This is a genomic window from Asticcacaulis sp. AC460, assembly GCF_000495795.1.
Taxonomy (GTDB): Bacteria; Pseudomonadota; Alphaproteobacteria; order Caulobacterales; family Caulobacteraceae; genus Asticcacaulis.
This window is the reverse complement of record NZ_AWGD01000030.1, coordinates 32,989-53,124: the sequence shown is the minus strand read 5'-3', so window position 1 is coordinate 53,124 and position 20,136 is coordinate 32,989. Positions and strand designations below refer to the sequence as shown.

Below are 20,136 nucleotides of genomic sequence, written 5' to 3'. Positions count from 1 at the left end.
AACCGGAAGGACGGGTGGTGGAGCTAAGCGGATTCGAACCGCTGGCCTCCTCATTGCGAACGAGGCGCTCTACCAACTGAGCTATAGCCCCGTGCCTTCCGCAAGGAGCCGTCTATTTAAGCCAAGAACGACGCATGTCAAGCGCTCCTTAACTTGTACGGCTTACGGAATCCATTATATCTGCCAGCAGGCAGAGAAAGGTCCGCAATGGTTGGTTTCATCTTCGACGTCCTGAATGGCTTGTTCAGCGCCATCCTGTTCGTGCTGTTCGCCTATATGATCCTGAGCTGGCTGGTCTTCTTCAATGTGGTCAATTTGCGTAACCCGACCATGGCGCGGATTGCCGACGTCCTGGACCGCATCACGGCGCCGATCCTTGAACCCTTCCGCCGGTTTATTCCGTCGGTCGGCGGGCTGGACATCAGCTTCCTGATCGCTGTGCTGATCATCGGCGCCATTCAGCGCCAACTCCTGCCGATTGCCGAGCGTAACCTCTACGCTCTGATCGGTTCTTGAGGATTGCGATACGCCTGACTCCCAGGGCTTCGGCAGATGCCGTCGACGGCTGGGGCGAAGACGAGCAGGGGCGTAGATTCCTGAAAGTGCGGGTCCGCGCGGCGCCCATCGAAGGCCGCGCCAATGAGGCCTTGATCGCCTTTCTGGCCAAAACCCTCGGCATCCCGAAATCGCGCCTGTCGCTGGTCGCCGGTGACACGTCGCGCCTCAAGCAGATCGAGATAGACGGGGACGTGGACCTCAGCCGTCTCGCATAAAGAAAGGGCCAGGACCCGAAAGTCCTGACCCAAGTTTTCACCTTTGCGAGGTGGTCTCATTACGAGGTTACGCCGATGCGGTTAAGCCGCCGTCAATGCGTTCTCGCGAATCTTGTCGACAATCGCCTTGGCCACCGCCGAGCCCGAAGCCGTGCCGCCGATATCGCGCGTCACGAAGCCGCTTTCGACCACGGCGTCGATCGCCGCGTCCAGCGCGTCGGCTTCCTTGGTAAGGTTCAGCGAGAAGCGCAGCATCATGGCCACCGATTTCAAGGTCCCAACCGGGTTGGCCAGGTCCTTGCCGGCGATGTCCGGCGCCGAGCCGTGGATCGGTTCGTACAGGCCCTTGCCCGTGGCGCCGAGCGAGGCTGAGCCCAGCAGGCCGATCGAGCCCGGCAGCACCGAGGCCAGGTCCGACAGGATGTCGCCGAACATGTTTTCGGTGACGATCACGTCGAACGAGGTCGGGCGGGTGACCAGGTGCATCGCCATGGAATCGACCAGGGCGTGCTCCAGCTCGACGTCGGAATACTCTTCCTTGTGCAGGCGGATCACCGTCTCACGCCACAGGCGCGAGGTTTCGATGACATTGGCCTTGTCAACCGAAGTCACCTTGTTGCGGCGCTTGCGGGCGGCGTCGAAGGCAACTCGGGCCACGCGCTCGACTTCGGCGACCGTATAGACGCATTCGTCCGTGGCGGAGGTCTCCGTCCGCGTCTGCTTGCCGAAATACAGGCCGCCCGTCAGTTCACGGACGATCAGCAGATCGGCGCCTTGCACGACGTCGGCGCGCAGCGGCGAGCGGTGCACCTGGGAGGCCTTGACGTCCATCGGACGCAGGTTGGCGAACAGGCCCAGCGACTTACGCACGGCCAGCAGGCCCTGCTCCGGACGCATCTTGCCCAGGTCCCACTTGGGGCCGCCGACGGCGCCCAGCAGTACGGCATCGGCTGCCAGACAAGCCTTGTCGGTGTCTTCCGGGTACGGATTATTGTCGGTATCGATGGCGATGCCGCCGATCCGCTTTTCGTCGAAGTTGAAGGTGTGGCCGAATACTTCGCCGACCGTCTTCAGCGCCTGGACGCCAGCGGCCGCAACTTCGGGACCGATGCCGTCACCGGGGAGGACGACGATATTGAAAGAAGCCATTACGCAGCCTTTCCGTGGGATTGCTCAAATTTTTCAATGTCGGGCAGGCGCTTCAGCAGCCAGCCCATGGCGTCGACGCCTTCCAGCAGACACTGACGCGCGAAGGCCTCGACCTCGAAGGTGATGACCGTGCCGTCTTCCAGCGTCAGGGCGTTCTGTTGCAGGTCGATGGTAACGCGCTGCTGCGGATTGGCCAGCAGCTTGTCATGGACCTCCTTGGACACTACGACCGGCAGCAGGCCGTTCTTCAGGCAGTTCGACTTGAAGATGTCGGCGATTTCGGTCGAGATCACGGCCTGGAAGCCGTAGTCCATCAGCGCCCACGGAGCATGTTCGCGCGATGAACCGCAGCCGAAATTGTTGCCGCCGACCAGGACGCGGTGCTCGGTCGGGTCGATCTGATTCAGGATATGCGGCTTGTCGGAGCCGTCGGCATTGTAGCGCCAGTCGTTGAAGGCGACCTTGCCGAGACCGACCTTGGTGGTGGTGGTCAGAAAGCGCGCCGGAATGATCTGGTCCGTGTCGATATTGGCTTCGGGCAGGACAAGGATGCGCGACGAAAAGCTGTGAATGGGTTCCTGGTTCGACATTTAGGCCTCCTCGAGCGCCATGAATTGACGGGGGTCGGCGACGTGGCCGGCGACGGCCGAAGCCGCGGCGGTGGCCGGGGAGGCCAGAACCGTGCGCGAACCCGGGCCCTGGCGGCCTTCGAAGTTACGGTTGGAGGTCGAGACGGCCAGTTGACCCGGCAGCACGAAGTCGCCGTTCATGGCGATGCACATCGAACAGCCCGGCAGACGCCATTCGGCGCCGGCTTCGAGGAAGATCTCGTGCAGGCCTTCCTTTTCGGCCTCGATGCGGACCCATTCCGAACCCGGAACGACCAGGGCGCGGACGCCCGGCGCGACCTTGCGGCCCTTCATGATGGCGGCGGCGGCGCGCAGGTCGGCCATGCGGCCATTGGTGCACGAGCCGATGAACACGACGTCGACCTTTTCGACTTCGCGCGCTTCACCACCGGTGAAGCCCATATATTTCAGGGCGCGTTCCTGGTCTTCGTTGCCGGCGACGGGGACGCCGCGAACGATGGCCGCTCCCTGGTCGGGCGAGGTGCCCCAGGTGGCCATGGGCTCGATGGTCGAACCGTCGATGCGGATTTCCTTGTCGAAGACCGCGCCTTCGTCGGAGGCGAGCGCCAGCCAGCCCTTGGCCGCTTCGTCATAGGCTTCGCCTTGCGGCACATATTGACGGCCGCGCAGCCAGTCGATGGTCTTCTGGTCGGGGGCGATCATGCCGCAGCGGGCGCCGGCTTCGATCGACAGGTTGCAGACCGTCATGCGGCCTTCCATGTCGAGCTCGCGGATGACATCGCCGGCATATTCCAGCGCGTAGCCGGTGCCGCCGGAGAAGCCGAGCGTGGCGATAACCGTCAGGGCGACGTCCTTGCCGGTGACGCCCGGTTGCAGCTTGCCGTCGACCGTGATGCGCATGGTCTTTGGCTTGCGCTGGGCCAGGCACTGGGTGGCCAGGACGTGGCCGACTTCCGAGGTGCCGATGCCGAAGGCGATACAGCCGAAGGCGCCGTGGGTCGAGGTGTGGCTGTCGCCGCAGACGACGGTGTAGCCCGGCTGAGTCAGGCCCATTTCCGGCCCGATGACGTGGACCACGCCGCGGTTTTCGGCATCATAGCCGAACAGGCGCAGGCCGTTGTTGGCGGCGTTGGCCTCCAGCGTCTCGACCTGCTTCTTGGCCTGGGCGGTGACGTAGGGGCGGTTGCCGTCGGCGTCGGGCGCCAGGGTCGGAATCGAGTGATCCAGTGTGGCGAAGGTCCGGTCGGGCCGGCGCACCTTCAGCCCGCGGGCATCCAGCTCGGAGAAGGCCTGGGGGGAGGTCACTTCGTGGACGAGGTGCAGGTCGATATAGAGGACGGCGGGCTTGTCGGCCCCTTCCGGCTCCACGACGTGGGCGTCCCACACTTTTTCAAACAACGATTTCGCGGTCATCGAACAATCTCTTGGTTGGCTGAACCTTCTCCTCCCCTGTTTACGGGGGAGGTGGATCCTTGCGAAGCAAGGAGACGGAAGGGGCTTTTCCACTGACGGCAAAGCCCCTCCCACCGCTTCGCGGTCCCCCCTCCCCGTAAAGAACGGGGAGGGAGAAGGGGTACATTAGTTACTCGGCCGGGACTTTTGCCTCGATGGGCTCCAGCCAGCCGAAACGGTCTTCGGTGGTGCCGTTGAACAGACCATGGAACAGGGTCTGCAACCGCTTGGTGATCTTGCCCGGCCCGCCGACGCGGGTCGGAATGTCGTCGACGCTGCGGATCGGAGTAATTTCCGCCGCCGTGCCGGTCATGAAGATTTCGTCGGCCAGATACAAGATCTCGCGCGGCAGGTCCTGCTCCAGCACCTCGATGCCGTCGGCCTTAGCCAGGCGGATAACGGAGTCACGGGTGATACCGCCCAGGATCGAAGCCGCCACCGGCGGGGTATAGATCTTGCCGTTCATCATGACGAACAGGTTTTCGCCGGCACCTTCGGAGATCAGGCCGTTGACGCCCAGGCCGATGCCCTCGACATAGCCGCGGTCGCGGGCTTCCTTGCCGATCAGGTAAGACGACAGATAGTTGCCGCCGGCCTTGGCCAGCACCGGAATGGTGTTCGGCGCGGCGCGGTTCCACGACGAGATGCAGACGTCGACGCCCTTGGCCAGGCCTTCTTCGCCCAGGTAAGCGCCCCACGGGAAGGCGGCAATGGCCAGGTCGACCTTGACCCTGTCGGCCTTGGGCGTCACGCCCATGCCGCATTCGCCCAGGAAGGCGATCGGACGCCAGTAGGCGCTTTTCAGGTTGTTGGCGACGATGATGTCCTTCGACGCCTGGACCATCTGGGCCAGGTCGAAGGGAATCGTGATGCCGTAGATGCGGGCGGAATCTTCCAGCCGGCGCAGGTGGTCGCCCAGGCGGAAGCCCACGGGGCCATTGGGTGTATCATAGCAGCGGATACCCTCGAAAACGGACGTGCCGTAATGCAGGGCATGGGTCATGACGTGGATCTGGGCGTCTTCCCAGTTGATGATCCGGCCGTTGAACCAGATTTTGTCAGCGAGTTTGGTCATGTTCTCTCAGCAATCTTAGTCGGTATGGTTTCGTCTGGAACCGTCCTCATACGCCCTTCCTCGGGCGCCAGAAAGACGGATTTTTCAATCGCCTTGCATAAGGCGCGCAAACCCAGCCCTACCGAACCGGGGCCGCGACCACGGCCCCGATCAACCTCTCCGTCAAAACCTGTCAGACGCGCGTCCATCATGCGCGTATCCCTTGCTTGGCCTGCGTATCCGCGCCGGCACCGACTCTCGGGTCGGCGGAAAGGCGCGTGATGCCGTACAGGCGATCGATCTGAAGGCCCAGCTGGTCAGGACTACGCGAGGGGTCACGCGGCCGCACCGTCACGGACAGCCCGCGCTTCTCGCCGAGATCGTAGAGTTCCATCTGGTCGATGTGGAAGCCCCGGCGTTCAATCAGCCCCAGGACCCGCAGCAGCGAGCCTTCGAGACGATCCAGCTCAATATGAATCAAGTGGCTCATCCCAACGCTCCTCCATCATTTCCGCATTCGACGCGCCTGGTGGAACCAGCGGCCAGACGTTTTCGCGCGGATCGATCAAAACATGTAAAAGGGTCGGACCTTCGGCGGCCAAAAGCCGGTCGACGGCGCCCTCGACTTCGTGGCGGTGGGTGATGCGGAACGCATCCAGCCCGAACGCCTTGGCGACAACGACGAAGTCGGGATTGTCCGACAGGTCGATCTCGCTGTAGTTCTCCTGGTAGAACAGCTCCTGCCACTGACGGACCAGGCCCAGAGACGAGTTGTCGAGCAGGACGATCTTCAGCGGGATGTTGTAGCGGTTCAGCGTCGCCATCTCCTGGATGTTCATCATGAACGATCCGTCGCCGGAGATGGTGACGACATGGTGGTCGGGCTTGGCCAGCTTGGCGCCGACCCCGGCCGGCAGGCCGTAACCCATGGCGCCGGACCCGCCCGACGTCAGGTGGGCGCGGCAGTTGGCGAATTCGCAGTGCTGGGCGACCCACATCTGGTGCTGGCCGACGTCGCAAGCGGCGATGAACTTGTCACCGGCCTTTTCCGACAGCAGCTTCAGCAGGGCAGGGGCATAGACCCCGGCGCCGGGCGCGTTATAGCGGAAGCGGTGCTCCCACTTGTCGGCCTTGCACTTTTCGACCCACTTCTGGATGCCTTCCACCTTGGGGTTCAGGCTTTCGATCGTGGTCTTCAGGTTGCCGACAATGCCGACATTGGCCTTGCGCAGCTTGTTGATTTCCGCCGGATCGATATCGGCGTGGATGATCTTGGCATTGGGCGCGAAGGCATTGAGCTTGCCGGTGGCGCGGTCGTCGAAACGCGCACCCAGGGCGATCAGCAGATCGGATTCCTGAACGGCGGTGTTGGCGGCGCGCGTCCCGTGCATGCCCAGCATGCCCAGATACAGCTCTTCGGTCGTCGGAACGACGCCGATACCTTTCAGCGTGGTGACGACCGGGATGCCGGTCCGCTTGACCAGCTCCAGGAAGGCCGGCGAAGCCCCGCCCATCTCGACCCCGCCGCCGGCATAGAACAGCGGCTTCTTGGCAGAGGCGATCAGCTTTTCGGCTTCCCGGATGGCATTGGCGTCGGGCTCGGGCGCCGTCCAGGCGGGGAAGGTGGCGGTCGACGATGTGCCGGTATGGGCGGCGGCAACATCCTTGGGGATATCGACCAGGACCGGCCCCGGACGGCCTTCGGAGGCGATCGCAAAGGCCTCGGCCAGGATGCGCGGAATGTCGGCAGGATTACGGACCAGCCAGGAGTGTTTCACGATCGGCAGGCAGATGCCCAGGATATCGACTTCCTGGAAGCCGTCTGTCCCCATCAGGTGCGTGCCGACCTGACCGGTGATGCAGACCAGGGGCACGCTGTCCATATAGGCGTTGGCGATGCCGGTGATCAGGTTGGTGGCGCCGGGGCCGGACGTGGCCATGCAGACGCCGACCTTACCGGTGGCGCGGGCATAGGCGTCGGCGGCGAAGGACGCGCCTTGTTCGTGACGGACCAGGATGTGTTGCAGGCCAGATCCGGCCAGGGCGTCATAGATGGGCATGATCGCCCCGCCGGGATAGCCGAACAGGGTCTCGACCCCCAGCGCCTTCAGCGTGGAGATGACCAGTTGTGCTCCGGTGGGTTCGTTGCTCATCGTTCAAAACTCGAATTAGATATTTCTTCTCCTCCCCACCTGTGGGGAGGGGGACCGCGGAGCGGTGGAGGGGTATCTTGCTGACCCTTCCCCCACCGCACCACTGTGAGGTATTATGCCTCGACTTGCTGCTTGCTTTGCAGCCAGCTCATGCGCGAACGCAGATCCTTGCCGACATGCTCGATCTGGTGATCCAGGTCCTGGCGCATCAGGGCGTTGTAACGCGGACGGCCGGCCATGTTTTCCAGGATCCAGTCGCGGGCGAAGTCGCCCGACTGGATGTCGTTGAGCACTTCGCGCATGCGCTCGCGGGTTTCTTCGTTGATGATGCGCGGGCCGGAGACCAGGTCGCCGTACTTGCAGGTTTCCGACACGAAGCTGTGCATCTTCTCGAAGCCGCCTTCATACAGCAGGTCGACGATCAGCTTCAGTTCGTGCAGGCATTCGAAATAGGCGATTTCCGGACGGTAGCCGGCTTCGACCAGGGTTTCGAAACCCATCAGGACCAGCTCGGTCGTGCCACCGCACAGGACGGCCTGTTCGCCGAACAGGTCGGTTTCGGTTTCTTCCTTGAACGAGGTCTCGATGACGCCGCCGATGGTGCCGCCGATGCCGCGGGCATAGCCCAGGGCCTTGGTCGACGCCTTGCCCGACACGTCGCGATCGACGGCGAACAGCGACGGCACGCCGCGGCCGCGTTGATATTCGCGGCGGACCAGGTCACCCGGGCCCTTCGGGGCGACCAGGATCACGTCCATGTCGGCGCGCGGGACGACACGGCCGTAGAGGACCGAGAAGCCGTGGGCGAACAGGATGGCGACGCCTTGCGGGGCGTTCGGCTCGATGACGTCCTTGTACAGGTCGGCATGGGTCATGTCCGGGGTCAGGATGGCGATGATGGTCGCGTCCTTACAGGCGTCGGCAACGGACAACACCGTGTGACCGTCCTGCTTGGCCTTGACCTCGCCGGCGCCGCCGGCACGCAGGCCGACCACGACATCGGCGCCCGAGTCCTTCAGGTTCGAAGCATGGGCGCGGCCCTGCGAGCCGTAGCCGATGATGGCGATGCGTTCGCCCTTGAAAGCGTCGGGCGAAACGTCGTCATTCGTATAGATCTTCACAATGGTCTCCGTAGTCTCTTAAGTCTGGGAAGGTGGGGTTTAGAGCATGCCTGCGTTGGTAACGGAAGTGACCATGCGGGCGTATTTTTCCAGCGCACCGGCGCCGAAGGTGATCTTGCCGGGCTTCTGCGCCTTGGAGGCGCGGCGCAGCTCGATGTCGGCGAAGACGTCGATGCGGCGGGCGGCAATGTCGATATGGATGATGTCGTCGTCATTGACATAGGCGATCGGGCCGCGCGCCTGGGCGCCCGGTGCGACATGGCCGATGATGGCGGCGTTCTCGTTGCCCGACGTGCGGGCATCGGTGATGACGGTGACGCGCTCGATACCGGCGTCTTCCAGAGCGTCGGTAAAGGCCTGCAGACCGGCGGCGGTGATCTCGCCGTCCTGGCGGATGATGACGATGTCGCAGGCACGGACGCGGCCGATCCCGGCCAGGGCTTCATCGGTCGAACCGAAGACGCGCGCCGGACCGTCGAAAATTTCTACACCAAAACCATCCAGCTTTACGACGCAGCCTTCCGGAGCGAGCGTGCCATGAAGAATGGCAAAGCCCGAAGCAGAGGCGGCGGTTTGGCGTTGGATTTGCGTGAACTGGGTCATGTCACAGGTTCCGGTGATGAAAACTCTTGGTTACTGAAGGCGCGTATTAAAAATCCCGCTCTTTTAAGGGAGCGGGAGGATGTCTTATCCTCTTGAAAGCGTTAGGTACGACCTTTCGCTACCACTCCGATGACAGGGGGCTTAGTACGCCCCCAATAAGGAGCGATACCAGGTCGAATACGATGACGGCCATGACGAAAGACACGGCCAGAGCGGTCAGCTCCTGCGTCCGGTTCTTCGCGATGGCGATGGCCTTGGCCATGGTCAAACATACTCCTGCACAGCCCAATTCGGGTGTGATGAGTCATATAACCTGAACGCTGCGGGAATTGCAAAGGAAAATTTGGAAAATTATTTCGGTAAGTGCGCGATTTACGGCGGTGCAGCAAAAGATTTTTTCACAATAACGCCGTTTAGAGAAATACGTTTTCGTGATAAGTCGGGTTTTCGCTCGAAATTGCACCCCGCTACGGGAAAATGCGAAACGATTTTGTCTTGGTGTCGGCTGAAACCAAAGCGGGTGACGGGTTTTGTCACGACGCCGCGCCGCACACTATGGTATATCCGTGATCAAGAGCGGAATGATTTTAGCATTCTTCGCCCGCCCCGTTTACGGGGAGGGGGGACCGCGAAGCGGTGGGAGGGGCTTTACCGTCAGCGGGACGGCACCTTCGGTTGCATGGCGCTCTCAAAGAGTCACAGAACTCAAGAGGGAAGAGACCATGCTGATCCGTATCCTGATGGCCGCCGCCGTGCTGGCCATGGCTTCACCGGCTCTGGCCGACGAACCACGCAAGCCGGGTGAATACGCCCTAACGCCCGACTCGCTGGAACAGCCCGGCGTGCAGAAGGGCCAACTTCTGGGACCCTACGAATTCCATTCCAAGATCATCGCCGGCACGGTGCGGCGTTACTGGGTCTACGTCCCGGTCGGCTATGATCCGAAAACCCCGCCCAACCTGCTGGTCTTTCAGGACGGCCAGCGCGCCACCAATCCCAACGGTTCGCTGCGCGTGCCGGCGGTGCTGGACAACCTGATTGCCAAGGGCGAAATCGCCCCGACCCTGGGCGTCTTCGTCACGCCGGGAAATCTGAGCGAGCACTATCCCGACAATCTCGGCATGTCGAACCCCGACCACCGCGCCGAAGAATATGACGTGGTGGACGACACCTATGCCCGCATGCTGCTGGAAGAACTGTTGCCGGAAGTCGGCAAAACCTACACTTTCAGCGACAATCCGCGCCGGCGCATCATCGGGGGCACGTCGTCCGGGGCGATTGCGGCCTTTACCGTGGCGTGGAACCGGCCGGAGTCGTTCGGCAATGTCATTTCGATCATCGGCTCCTATACCTCGATCGCCTATCGCCCGGCCGCCGATGGCCAGCCAGCGCGCTTCGGCGGCGACACCTATCCGGGCATGATCCGCAAGTCGAAGATCCGCCCGATCCGCATCTTTATCCAGGACGGTTCGAACGACCTGGATAACGAACACGGCAACTGGTTCCTGGCCAACCAGCAGATGGTCAAGTCGATTGAATGGGCCAATGCCAATGCCGAGAAATGGAACCTGGGCCCGGCGAAGTACGAGTTGAAATATGTCTGGGGCGACGGCACCCATTCCGACCTGCATGGCGGCACTTTGTTGCCGGACATCCTGCGCTGGGTGGCCGGAACGTCGGAGAAGGCGTGTTGCGCCAAGCCGTGATTGAAAAGCCAGCGCCACGACAGTAATCTTTTCGGATGTAGTGGAGGGGATAATGAAAATGCTTACAAAGATTTTGGCATTTGCTATGGTCTTAACGGCGGCGCCATATGTTGCTCTGGCGGAGGACATCTCGGTCCGCGAAGAGGTCTGCGGACCGGTCAAACCCGTATCGGCCTACACGGCGCGCGCCGCAGGAATGAAGATCGAACTGCCAGCAATCCGCCATGTGAAAGTCGATGGCAAGACGGTTGCCCGTAACGAGCCCTCGCCATGGGAGGACTCGGCCAACGGCGCCGCCATGGCGGTCACGGATAACGCGGTGGTCATTCTGGTGTCAGAGACCGACTGCATCGACCTCACCCGGTCGGATGTCTATGTCCTGGACCTGGACGGCAAGTTAAGGGCCAGTAGCCGCCTTTGGACGGAAAATCACGTTGACGGCTTTGTCCGCGAGGCTGGCGGTCTGGTCTTTTGGAGCGACTGGTTTTGCGATTCCGAGAACAAAGACCTGAAACCCGGGAAGAGTCATGTCTATGTTTTGAAGGACGGCGCCCGATCGTTTGTGCGTGAAGAACGTTCGTTCAACGCTGTTTGCAACGTGCTTCGCAACCAACGGCCGCTGCGCTTCACACCTATGACAGCCATTCCATGATTGCCATCTCGGCGTTCAAGACTATATAGGACCCAAAAGCGCAAACCGTTGCTGCGCCAAGAGCTTTCACAGGTAACCATCATGCCCGCCTATCGTTCCCGCACCACCACCTTTGGCCGCAACATGGCGGGCGCACGGGCGCTCTGGCGGGCGACCGGCATGACCGACGCCGACTTCTCCAAGCCGATCATCGCCGTGGTCAACAGCTTCACCCAGTTCGTGCCCGGTCACGTCCACCTGAAGGACATCGGCCAACTGGTGGCGCGCGAGATCGAAGCCGCCGGTGGCGTCGCCAAGGAATTCAACACCATCGCCGTCGATGACGGTATCGCCATGGGCCATGGCGGCATGCTGTATTCGCTGCCGTCGCGCGACCTGATCGCCGACAGCGTCGAATACATGGTCAATGCCCACTGCGCCGACGCCATGGTCTGCATCTCCAATTGCGACAAGATCACGCCGGGCATGCTGATGGCCGCCATGCGCATCAACATCCCGGTCGTCTTCGTCTCCGGCGGTCCTATGGAAGCCGGCAAGGTGGTATGGCCCGACGAGAACGGCGTCGAGAAAACCCATTCGCTCGACCTGATCGACGCCATGATCCAGGCCGGCGACGACCGTATCTCCGACGCCCAGGTCAAGGCCGTCGAAGAGGCCGCCTGTCCGACCTGCGGTTCGTGCTCGGGCATGTTCACCGCCAACTCGATGAACTGCCTGACCGAAGCCCTGGGCCTGTCCTTGCCCGGCAACGGCACGACCCTGGCCACCCATGCCGACCGCCGCCGCCTGTTCGAAACGGCCGGCCGCCTGATCGTCGACATTACCCGCCGCTACTACGAAAAGGACGACACCTCGGTCCTGCCGCGCAATATCGCCACCAAGGAAGCCTTCGAGAACGCCATGGCGCTGGACGTCGCCATGGGCGGTTCGACCAACACCGTGCTGCACATCCTGGCCGCGGCCCAGGAAGCCGGGGTCGACTTCACCATGGCCGACATCGACCGGATTTCGCGCGTCACGCCGTGCGTCTGTAAAGTCGCGCCGGCCTCATCCGAAGTCCATATCGAAGACGTCCACCGCGCCGGCGGCATCATGGGTATCCTGGGCGAACTGTCGCGCGGTGGCCTGCTGCACACCGAAGCCAAGACCATCCATTCACCGTCCATGGCCCACGCTCTCAGCTACTGGGACATCCGCCAGACCAATGACGAAGAGGTCACCGAATTCTTCAAGGCGGCGCCGGGTGGCGTGCGCACCACCGAGGCCTTCTCGCAGGACCGCCGCTGGGACGACCTGGACCGCGACCGCATCGGCGGGGTGATCCGCTCGAAGGAAAACGCCTTCACCAAGGACGGCGGCCTGGCGGTTTTGTACGGCAACATTGCCGAAAAGGGCTGTATCGTGAAAACCGCCGGGGTCGATGAATCGATCTGGGTGTTCAACGGCACGGCGAGGGTGTTCGAATCCCAGGACGAGGCGACGGTCGCCATCCTGAACAACAAGATTGTCGAGGGCGACGTCGTGGTCATCCGCTACGAAGGCCCCAAGGGCGGCCCGGGTATGCAGGAAATGCTGTACCCGACCACCTATTTGAAATCGAAAGGCCTGGGCAAGGCCTGCGCCCTGCTGACCGACGGCCGTTTCTCGGGCGGGACCTCGGGCCTGTCGATCGGCCATGCCTCGCCGGAAGCGGCTTCGGGCGGTCTGATCGCTCTGGTCCGCGAAGGCGACCGGATCGAGATCGACATCCCGCGCCGCTCGATCCAGCTGGCCATTTCCGAAACCGAAATCGCCAAGCGCCGCGCCGAAGAGGAAGCGCGTGGCGCGGACGCCTATACGCCGCACAACCGCGACCGCGTGGTCTCGGCGGCGCTGCAGGCCTATGCCGCCCTGGTCACCTCGGCCGACACCGGCGCCGTCCGCGACCTGGGGCTGCTGAAGCGTTAGGAAAGATAGTCCAGATATACGCGGTTGTTGAGCGGTTCACGGACATTGTCGGCCGTCGGAACGGGCGTATTCGCTTCCCCTTTAGGAACGAGGCGCAAGGGCAAGGTTACGCCTTTCATCTTTAACCGCGCAGCGACGGCTTCCACACGCCTCCTGGCTAGGCGCAGATTGGCCTCTGTGTCACCGACCGTATCAGTGTGGGCGACGAGGGTTATTCGATCAACCGGAAGGCAGGGATCGTAGTATTTTGTAGAAGCGGCTAACTCGTCGATTATTTGTATGGCGTCGGGTGACAGTTCAGAACTATCCGGCACGAAATAGGCAATATAGTCGCGAAGCTCGTAGGTCGGACAGTCCTTGGTTTCGTCGAATCTCTTCCAAAGGAATACACCAGCGGCAACGCCTATGGTCGTTGCTACAGCAAGGCCGGCTAGGACTATTCGCCGAAACATGCCTTGTCCCCCTTGTCATCGAGCCAGATCGTCACCCGGCGGTTCAGCGGCTCATGGGTATTGTCCGCCGTGGCGACCGCTGGCCGGGTTTCGCCATAAGCATGGATGCTGATGCGATCGGCCGCGATACCGCCACCAATCAGGGCATCGGCCACCGCCTGACCATAGGCGGTTGAGCGGCTCCTCCGTCTCGTCGGCGGTGGCGACCGGAGGGTCGAGGTCGCCCATGATATCCATGGTGATCAGATCTAGCGGCACACCCAACGCCAGAAGCCTGTCTACCACGCCGGTGGTACGCAACCGTGACAGGCGCATCGCATCCTGCTCTGTTCCAACCGTGTCACTGTGGCCCGAGATTTTCAGCCCAACGAATTTTGGGGCACATCTGTCAGGTTGGTTCGTTGATTCCGTGATGGCGACGTCAGCGGCAACTTCGAGCGTGTGATCAAAATCCTCACGCCATTGCGACTCACCCGAAGGAAAGTAGATTCGGTATTCGAAAGGGTGGCGCAGCACGAACGGACACGGTTCGTTTGCAGCGCCTTGCGCATCGGGATTTGCAGCCAAAGCTGAGGTTGCAGATAGACAAACTGTCAATATCGTGAATAACGCTAAGCCGTTGAGTAATCCCCCTCGCATGGCCCTTACCCCTTTTTCGCAGCGTCCATCTCCGCGGCCTGTTTCATCCAGTTTTCGCGAACTATGCGGCTGGGGAACTTGATGCGCTCCGACACCCACTTGATGTTCTCCGGCGTCCAGGCGGCGATCTGGCGGAAATGGTAGATGCCCAGAGCGTGCAACTGCACCTCATTGACCGGCCCGATGCCGATAATGTCCAGCAACGCATCCGGCTTGCCCTTGTCGGCGGCCTTCAGCCGTGCCGGCTCGACCGGAGCGTCCGCCGCGGCCACGGCAGCTTCGACCTGATCGGGCGTCATGGCGGCCAATGGCGATACCGTCGGAGCCGCCTCCGCCTTGCGTGCGCGTGTTTTGGCGGCAACCTCGGGCTCAGGCTTGGGCGTCGTTTTGGCTTTCGGCGCCTCGACCACGGTCGCGACCGGCGCGGCCTCCGCCGGCATGGTCACGTAATCCCTCTCCAGCGGCATCAGTTCGGCCTCGCCCGGCGGCAGGATGGATTCAGTCGCCGGCGCGGGCAGTTCGTCTTCCAGCAGACGCGGTTTCGGCTTTTCCGCCGGCTTGGGGGCCTGGCGGCTCAGCAGATAGCCGATGCCGCGCCCGATCAGGAAGGCGGCAATCAACAGGACGGCGGATTTCAGCAGCATCGACATGGCGCTTCCTTTCCTATTTGCCGTACCGGCGAGCGGCGTATTCGACGGCAACGCCCAGCACCAAAGCCAGCAACAACCACCAGCGTAGTTCGGAAATCAGGTACAACATGGCTTAACTCACGGAACTGATGGTGAAAACGACGCGGCGGTTCTGTTTGCGTCCGGCGGCCGTGGCGTTGCTGGCGACCGGATCGGCGCTGCCGGCGCCGATGGCCGTGACCTTGTCGTCGGGCCAGCCGGCGGCGGTCAGGGCATTCATGGCGTCGACCGCTCGCCCAGCAGACAGGGATTTGTTGACCTCATCGGCGCCGACATTGTCGGTGTAGCCGGTGATGGTCAGCTTGACGTCCGAAGGACAACCTTTCAGCACGCGATAAACATTGCGCAGGGTGCGCTGGCCCTGGGGCGTCAGTTCATAGGCGTTGAACCTGTAGCGGATACCGCCATGCGCCACGGCGGCCGTGATCCGTTCCTGGCAGCGCTGGGCCTCCTGAGACAGAGGTCTGGCCAGGGCGGGGGCCTCGACGACAGCAACAGCGGCTGGCGGCGGACTGGAAGCGCTGACCTTCGCTGACGCCGAGCCCGCGCTTTCGCTATGGCTTTCGACGGCGATGGCGCTTTCATTTGCGACGGCGGCGACACGCGTCGCCACGACCACCGGGGGGACGGCGCGCACCTGCGCCACCGGACCTACCCAGAAATCGTCAGGTTTGAGGATCGCCTGGGCCGCGACAATCTTATCGGGTTTGCCGCTGAGCACGAGGTCCTGGCCCGATGCCGCAACCGTCACGCCGGTGACACCGGCCTGGGTCAGTCTGGCCGACGCTTCGCTTTTCAGCCGCGTCTCAGTGTCTGCTTTGGTTGTCGTCAGGGCGATCACGCCGACGATCAGCAAGGCCGCCCAACCGGCCAGATGGATCATGTTTTTCTTCATGATGCGAACCCTATAGCGATTCCCGCTGCCTTGTTGTCGGAAACAACTGCGGCGGGTTCATGGCGGTTTAGATGGCTGGCGCCTGAGTCACGGTAACGATTCCGAACTGATTGATCGGAAACAGCAAAGGCGGCTTGATCCGCCGGGGCGGCGCGACGGGCAATGGCGGCGGAGGCGGTGGAGGAGGCGCTTCGGCGACGGCCGGTTCTGGCTGGTTGTCATAGCCGTGATAAGGCCGATACGGCTCCCTGTCCTCGAACGCCGCGACGGCCGCCGGTTCGGGCCGCGCGGCACCCTTGGTGAGTATCGACACCACGTGCCCCAGCCACAGACCGACGGAAAACGTCAGGGCGATCAGGACCAGCGATTGCAGCCACAACCACATCATGTCAGCGCCCCCAGCGATGGGCGGCAAAGCCGAACACCATTCCTAGCACAAGGACGCCCAGCAACAGCCAGCGCAGATCGTACAGGAGATATACCATATTACGGCCCCTCCGGTTCGTCGCGCGGATGGAGGATGAAGTCGACCCGGCGGTTGCGCGCCCGGCCGTCGTCGGTGGTATTGTCGGCAATCGGGTTCTGGGCGCCGAAGCCACGTGAACTGACCGACGCCTGGGCCAGGCCCAGGTCGATCAGCGCAAAAGCCGCGGCCTCGGCCCGGGCGGTCGACAGCTTCATATTATCGTTGTCCTGGCCGACATTGTCGGTATAGCCCTCGACGCTGAGCACCAGGTTCTGCGGACAGGTCTGGATGGTGTTGTAAATGTCGGTCAGGATGGTCTGGCTGTCGCCGGTCAGTTCGGCGCTGCCGGAAACGAACTGCAGCCGCCGGTCGGCGACCGCCGCTGTTACCCGGCCAGTGCAATCCTCGGCCGCCTGAAGCACCTGTTCGGTAACCACGGTCTGTGTGGCGACACTATCCAGCCGTGCCTGCATCAGGTCGACCGAGCCTTCGTCCATGCGTACCCGCGTCACCGGCCCCATCAGGACGCTGCCGTAGAGCGTGCTCTCCGGCAGACCGCCGGTCACGCTGCGGGCATGGGCGACGGCCCGCAGCATACGGTCGCGTGCGGTTTCACCCGAGGCCGCAGTCTGGGCAAAGCCGTCTTCGCGATAGGCAAGGGTTGTCGCCTGGCCGTCCATCCGGACTTCGAAATCACCCAGGCCCTGGGCCGCCAGCTTTTGCTGGACCTGGCCGCGCAACATAGTCTCCAGCCCCTCGGCACGCCAGGGGAGGGCAAAGGCTACGCAAAGTCCCAGGACCAGCCAGCCGAGACTGTAAATCCATACCCTGCCCACCGATTCGGTCCCTGCGACGCCAACACATTCAGCGGAAAACGTACAATCGGTTGCGGCAAAAGACAACGCGGTTAACAAATCATTAATGAGGTGTGGCGCTTACGCCCGGGTTCACCGCACGAGCGAATCGAAACTCTCTTGTCAGGACGATTTTTGCCCGACCAGCATGCGGATCAGCACATCGTCGCGGCGGATCAAGTGGTGGTACAGGGCGGCCGCGACATGGATTACGACCAGGCCGGCCAGGGTAAAGCCCAGCACATCGTGAACATTGAACCACAGGTCGGCGGCGGCGGCGTTTTTGGCGGTCAGGGCCGGCAGGTCGAACAGTCCGAAAACGCTGATCCGTGCGCCATAGGCCGAGGTGGCGTACCAGCCGACCAGGGGCTGGACGATCAGCAGACCGTAGAACAGGTTGTGCACGACGGTCGACGCCCTGCGCTGCCACGGCGTCAGGCTCGATTCCTGCTCCGGCCATTTGGCGGTCAACCTGTAGCCCAGCCTGATCACGGACAAGACCATGACCAGCACACCCAGCGAGCGATGGGCGGTATAGAGGGCGTTCTGCGGTTCCCCGGAGGGAAGTTGGTTCATCAACAGTCCTGCCGGGATCAGCGACAGCACACACAAGGCAATGACCCAGTGCAGCAGCCTGGCAGCGAGCGGGTAGCCATCCGGGATGGACGGTGGTTCGGCGCTCATTTGAACTGTCTCAACGGATCCTGAGCATGGTGAAGAATGCGGATAATAACGACGTCAGAATCTACGACCTCGTAATAAATAACATGAGATTCGTGAGGAAAGGATCGCGTATCGGAATGAATATGGGCCACTTTTCGACCTGAAAATGGCATCTGAGCAAGTAACTCAAAGGCGGAAATCATACGGTTAGTATAAAGGTCCGCTTGGTTTTCTCCGAACGAATCGAAAGTGTAGAAATAAATTGCGGTCAAATCCCGATCGGCGTCGGCTGTGAGGCTATAGGTGGCCATCGGCCCTTAACCTGGCCTTGGCATCAGCAATAATCTCTTGGGGCGTGCGGGGGCTGATCCCGCTGTCGAGCCCCTCTTGTATCAAGTCTCGCAATTTCGCTTCTGCGGCCTTGCGTTCCTGATCCCTGCGCAGCACATCGTTGACATAGGCATCGACATTGGCGCCCGCCTGCTGCTGCACCCAATCGCTATTGCCGTCGTCCAGAGAAACCGTGATCCTGTCCATAATCTGCACCTTGCGCCTTGCCGCCATAGTGCCATGAAACGCCCGTGCCACCAAGTTGAAAACGGCCCGTGACAGGCACGACAGCGTAGTATAAAGCGCGTAATCCTTCCCCTTTTTGTCGCGCGTGAACCTGTCCCAATGGCCTCTCTGTCCCAAATCCGCCCTACGCCTTTCGACCTCGGCCCGGTCCATTTCGTCGGCATCGGCGGCATCGGCATGAGCGGCATTGCCGAGATCATGCTCAAGATCGGCTACCAGGTGCAGGGCTCGGACGCCAAGGCCTCGGCCAACACCGAACGGCTGGAAAAGCTGGGCGCGAAGATCTTCATCGGCCACGCCGCCGAACATGTCAGCGACGGCGTCTGCGCCCTGGTCTATTCGACCGCGGTCAAGCACGACAACCCGGAGATGGTCGAGGCGCGCCGTCGCCGCATCCCGCTGGTCCGCCGCGCCGAGATGCTGGCTGAATTGATGCGGCTGCAGTTCTCGATCGCCGTCGGCGGCACCCATGGCAAGACCACCACCACCTCAATGGTCGCCTGCCTGCTCGACGCCGGCGGCATGGACCCGACCGTGGTCAATGGCGGCATCATCAATAACTACGGCACCAATGCCAAGGTCGGCGACGGCGACTGGATCGTGGTCGAGGCCGACGAATCCGACGGCTCCTTCCTGCGCCTGAAGTCGACCCTGGCTATCGTCACCAATATCGACGCCGAACATCTCGATCACTGGGGCGACTTCGAAGCGGTGAAAAAGGGCTTTGTCGACTTCGTCGAAAACATCCCCTTCTACGGTTTCGCCGCCGTCTGCATAGACCACCCCGAAGTCCAGGCCCTGGCCGCCAAGGTCGAGAACCGCCGCCTGATCCCCTACGGCGTCAGCCCCCAGGCTGAGGTCCGCTGCCTGAACATCGAGTTCGGCCCGGAAGGCGCACTATTCGACGTGCAGTTCTCACCGACCGGTGTCGAGCCCTTCATCTGGGAAAAGATCCGCCTGCCGATGACCGGCAACCACAATGTCAGCAACGCCACGGCGGCCATTGCCATCGCGCGTGAGCTAGGCGTCACCGAAGATGACGTGCGCAAGGGCCTGGCAGGCTTCGGCGGGGTCAAGCGTCGCTTTACGACCACGGGCGTGGTCGACGGCATCCGCGTCATCGACGATTACGGCCACCATCCGGTCGAGATCGCCGCGGTACTGACGGCCGCCCGTCAGGTCACGCAAGGGCGGGTCATCGCCGTGGTCCAGCCGCACCGCTATACCCGCCTGCGCGACCTGATGACCGAGTTCTCCTCGTGTTTCCACGACGCCGACACGGTCATCGTCGCCGATGTCTACAGCGCCGGGGAGGCCCCCATCGACGGCGTCAGCAAGACGGCCCTGGTCGAAGGCCTGCATCGTTTCGGCCACCGCAATGCCATCGCGCTCGAAGGTCCCGCGGCCCTGGCTGGCATTGTGGCCGGAGAAGCCAAGTCCGGCGACCTGGTGGTCTGCCTGGGCGCCGGCGACATCACCCAGTGGGCCTATGCCCTGCCGGGGCAACTGGAAGCGCTGAAGGCATGAAGCGGAAGAGCGGGGGGCAGCCGCTATCTTCGGAACTAGCTGCGATCATCGCGGACCCTGACAGCTATTTGTTCGCAGACGGTCGAACTTTGGCTGACTATTTCATCAGTAGTGGTGCAATTGGCTTTAGGTTCAATGGACGTGAGTATTATTGGTTGATCGACCATGAGGAACT

At 62.3% G+C, this 20,136-nt stretch carries 24 protein-coding genes and 1 tRNA gene; 6 read left to right on the top strand and 19 right to left on the bottom strand.

Going from position 1 to position 20,136, the window contains the following annotated elements; all coding sequences use genetic code 11:
• Positions 1–15: 15 nt before the first annotated feature.
• Positions 16–91 (bottom strand) — tRNA-Ala (locus ABAC460_RS40255).
• Between the two features lie 116 nt (positions 92–207).
• Here ABAC460_RS40255 and ABAC460_RS40250 point away from each other — a divergent pair.
• Both ABAC460_RS40250 and ABAC460_RS0124905 read left to right on the top strand, forming a co-directional pair.
• Positions 208–516, top strand: a complete 309-nt coding sequence (locus ABAC460_RS40250) for a YggT family protein (protein ID WP_023454446.1) — start codon at positions 208–210, stop codon at positions 514–516.
• Positions 513–773: a DUF167 domain-containing protein gene (locus ABAC460_RS0124905; protein WP_031237085.1), complete on the top strand. Its 261-nt coding sequence runs from the start codon at positions 513–515 to the stop codon at positions 771–773. The genes ABAC460_RS40250 and ABAC460_RS0124905 overlap by 4 nt, the downstream gene beginning before the upstream one ends.
• An 81-nt stretch (positions 774–854) precedes the next feature.
• Here ABAC460_RS0124905 and leuB read toward each other — a convergent pair whose 3' ends face one another.
• The 9 genes from leuB to ABAC460_RS49860 all read right to left on the bottom strand — a co-directional run bounded on the left by leuB (position 855) and on the right by ABAC460_RS49860 (position 9,157).
• Complete coding sequence (gene leuB, locus ABAC460_RS40245; protein WP_023454444.1) at positions 855–1,922, bottom strand: 3-isopropylmalate dehydrogenase; 1,068 nt, start codon at positions 1,920–1,922, stop codon at positions 855–857.
• Positions 1,922–2,512 carry a 3-isopropylmalate dehydratase small subunit gene (gene leuD / locus ABAC460_RS40240; protein WP_023454443.1) on the bottom strand — a complete coding sequence of 197 codons (591 nt, stop codon included), beginning with the start codon at positions 2,510–2,512 and terminating at the stop codon, positions 1,922–1,924. Before leuD ends, leuB begins: the two co-directional genes overlap by 1 nt.
• Positions 2,513–3,925: a 3-isopropylmalate dehydratase large subunit gene (gene leuC / locus ABAC460_RS40235; protein ID WP_023454442.1), complete on the bottom strand. Its 1,413-nt coding sequence runs from the start codon at positions 3,923–3,925 to the stop codon at positions 2,513–2,515. It lies immediately after the preceding gene.
• A 169-nt stretch (positions 3,926–4,094) separates the two neighbouring features.
• Positions 4,095–5,039 (bottom strand): branched-chain amino acid transaminase, encoded by a 945-nt coding sequence (locus tag ABAC460_RS40230; RefSeq protein ID WP_023454441.1) that lies wholly within the window; start codon positions 5,037–5,039, stop codon positions 4,095–4,097.
• Between the two features lie 187 nt (positions 5,040–5,226).
• The gene (locus tag ABAC460_RS40220) at positions 5,227–5,508 is read right to left on the bottom strand and encodes an ACT domain-containing protein (protein ID WP_023454439.1); all 282 of its coding nucleotides are present in this window, start codon (positions 5,506–5,508) and stop codon (positions 5,227–5,229) included.
• Positions 5,486–7,171 (bottom strand): acetolactate synthase 2 catalytic subunit, encoded by a 1,686-nt coding sequence (ilvG, locus tag ABAC460_RS40215; RefSeq protein WP_023454438.1) that lies wholly within the window; start codon positions 7,169–7,171, stop codon positions 5,486–5,488. The genes ABAC460_RS40220 and ilvG overlap by 23 nt, the downstream gene beginning before the upstream one ends.
• A gap of 113 nt (positions 7,172–7,284) precedes the next feature.
• A complete protein-coding gene (gene ilvC / locus ABAC460_RS40210) occupies positions 7,285–8,292 on the bottom strand; it encodes a ketol-acid reductoisomerase (protein WP_023454437.1) in 1,008 nt (335 codons plus the stop codon).
• A 39-nt stretch (positions 8,293–8,331) separates the two neighbouring features.
• Entirely contained in the window at positions 8,332–8,895 is a 564-nt protein-coding gene (locus tag ABAC460_RS40205) for a dihydroxy-acid dehydratase domain-containing protein (RefSeq protein ID WP_023454436.1), read from the bottom strand.
• Positions 8,896–9,013: 118 nt separating this feature from the next.
• Positions 9,014–9,157, bottom strand: coding sequence for a hypothetical protein (locus tag ABAC460_RS49860; protein WP_023454435.1), 144 nt, complete (start codon positions 9,155–9,157; stop codon positions 9,014–9,016).
• A gap of 460 nt (positions 9,158–9,617) precedes the next feature.
• Between ABAC460_RS49860 and ABAC460_RS40200 the strand changes: the two genes are divergently transcribed.
• The 3 genes from ABAC460_RS40200 to ilvD all read left to right on the top strand — a co-directional run bounded on the left by ABAC460_RS40200 (position 9,618) and on the right by ilvD (position 13,200).
• Complete coding sequence (locus ABAC460_RS40200; RefSeq protein WP_023454434.1) at positions 9,618–10,601, top strand: alpha/beta hydrolase; 984 nt, start codon at positions 9,618–9,620, stop codon at positions 10,599–10,601.
• A gap of 52 nt (positions 10,602–10,653) precedes the next feature.
• Complete coding sequence (locus ABAC460_RS40195; protein ID WP_155914687.1) at positions 10,654–11,253, top strand: hypothetical protein; 600 nt, start codon at positions 10,654–10,656, stop codon at positions 11,251–11,253.
• Between the two features lie 81 nt (positions 11,254–11,334).
• Entirely contained in the window at positions 11,335–13,200 is a 1,866-nt protein-coding gene (ilvD, locus tag ABAC460_RS40190) for a dihydroxy-acid dehydratase (protein ID WP_023454432.1), read from the top strand.
• Here ilvD and ABAC460_RS40185 read toward each other — a convergent pair.
• From ABAC460_RS40185 to ABAC460_RS49145, 9 genes are all read right to left on the bottom strand, one after another.
• Complete coding sequence (locus tag ABAC460_RS40185) at positions 13,197–13,652, bottom strand: OmpA family protein (protein WP_023454431.1); 456 nt, start codon at positions 13,650–13,652, stop codon at positions 13,197–13,199. The two genes, ilvD and ABAC460_RS40185, sit on opposite strands and share 4 nt — an antisense overlap.
• Entirely contained in the window at positions 13,637–13,807 is a 171-nt protein-coding gene (locus ABAC460_RS50890; protein WP_023454430.1) for a hypothetical protein, read from the bottom strand. Before ABAC460_RS50890 ends, ABAC460_RS40185 begins: the two co-directional genes overlap by 16 nt.
• Before the next feature lie 489 nt (positions 13,808–14,296).
• On the bottom strand, positions 14,297–14,941 hold the full coding sequence (locus ABAC460_RS48465; RefSeq protein ID WP_023454429.1) for a hypothetical protein: 645 nt from the start codon (positions 14,939–14,941) through the stop codon (positions 14,297–14,299).
• A gap of 112 nt (positions 14,942–15,053) precedes the next feature.
• Positions 15,054–15,875, bottom strand: a complete 822-nt coding sequence (locus ABAC460_RS48460; protein WP_023454428.1) for an OmpA family protein — start codon at positions 15,873–15,875, stop codon at positions 15,054–15,056.
• A 67-nt stretch (positions 15,876–15,942) separates the two neighbouring features.
• Positions 15,943–16,263: a hypothetical protein gene (locus ABAC460_RS40165; protein ID WP_023454427.1), complete on the bottom strand. Its 321-nt coding sequence runs from the start codon at positions 16,261–16,263 to the stop codon at positions 15,943–15,945.
• A 98-nt stretch (positions 16,264–16,361) separates the two neighbouring features.
• On the bottom strand, positions 16,362–17,177 hold the full coding sequence (locus ABAC460_RS0124880; RefSeq protein ID WP_155914686.1) for an OmpA family protein: 816 nt from the start codon (positions 17,175–17,177) through the stop codon (positions 16,362–16,364).
• Between the two features lie 141 nt (positions 17,178–17,318).
• Entirely contained in the window at positions 17,319–17,879 is a 561-nt protein-coding gene (locus ABAC460_RS40160) for a cytochrome b (protein ID WP_023454425.1), read from the bottom strand.
• Positions 17,876–18,169, bottom strand: coding sequence for a type II toxin-antitoxin system RelE/ParE family toxin (locus ABAC460_RS40155; protein ID WP_023454424.1), 294 nt, complete (start codon positions 18,167–18,169; stop codon positions 17,876–17,878). The genes ABAC460_RS40160 and ABAC460_RS40155 overlap by 4 nt, the downstream gene beginning before the upstream one ends.
• Positions 18,156–18,395, bottom strand: a complete 240-nt coding sequence (locus ABAC460_RS49145) for a ribbon-helix-helix domain-containing protein (RefSeq protein ID WP_081716619.1) — start codon at positions 18,393–18,395, stop codon at positions 18,156–18,158. Before ABAC460_RS49145 ends, ABAC460_RS40155 begins: the two co-directional genes overlap by 14 nt.
• A gap of 138 nt (positions 18,396–18,533) precedes the next feature.
• Between ABAC460_RS49145 and murC the strand changes: the two genes are divergently transcribed.
• Positions 18,534–19,961: a UDP-N-acetylmuramate--L-alanine ligase gene (gene murC, locus ABAC460_RS40150; RefSeq protein WP_023454422.1), complete on the top strand. Its 1,428-nt coding sequence runs from the start codon at positions 18,534–18,536 to the stop codon at positions 19,959–19,961.
• The last annotated feature ends 175 nt before the right edge of the window (positions 19,962–20,136 follow it).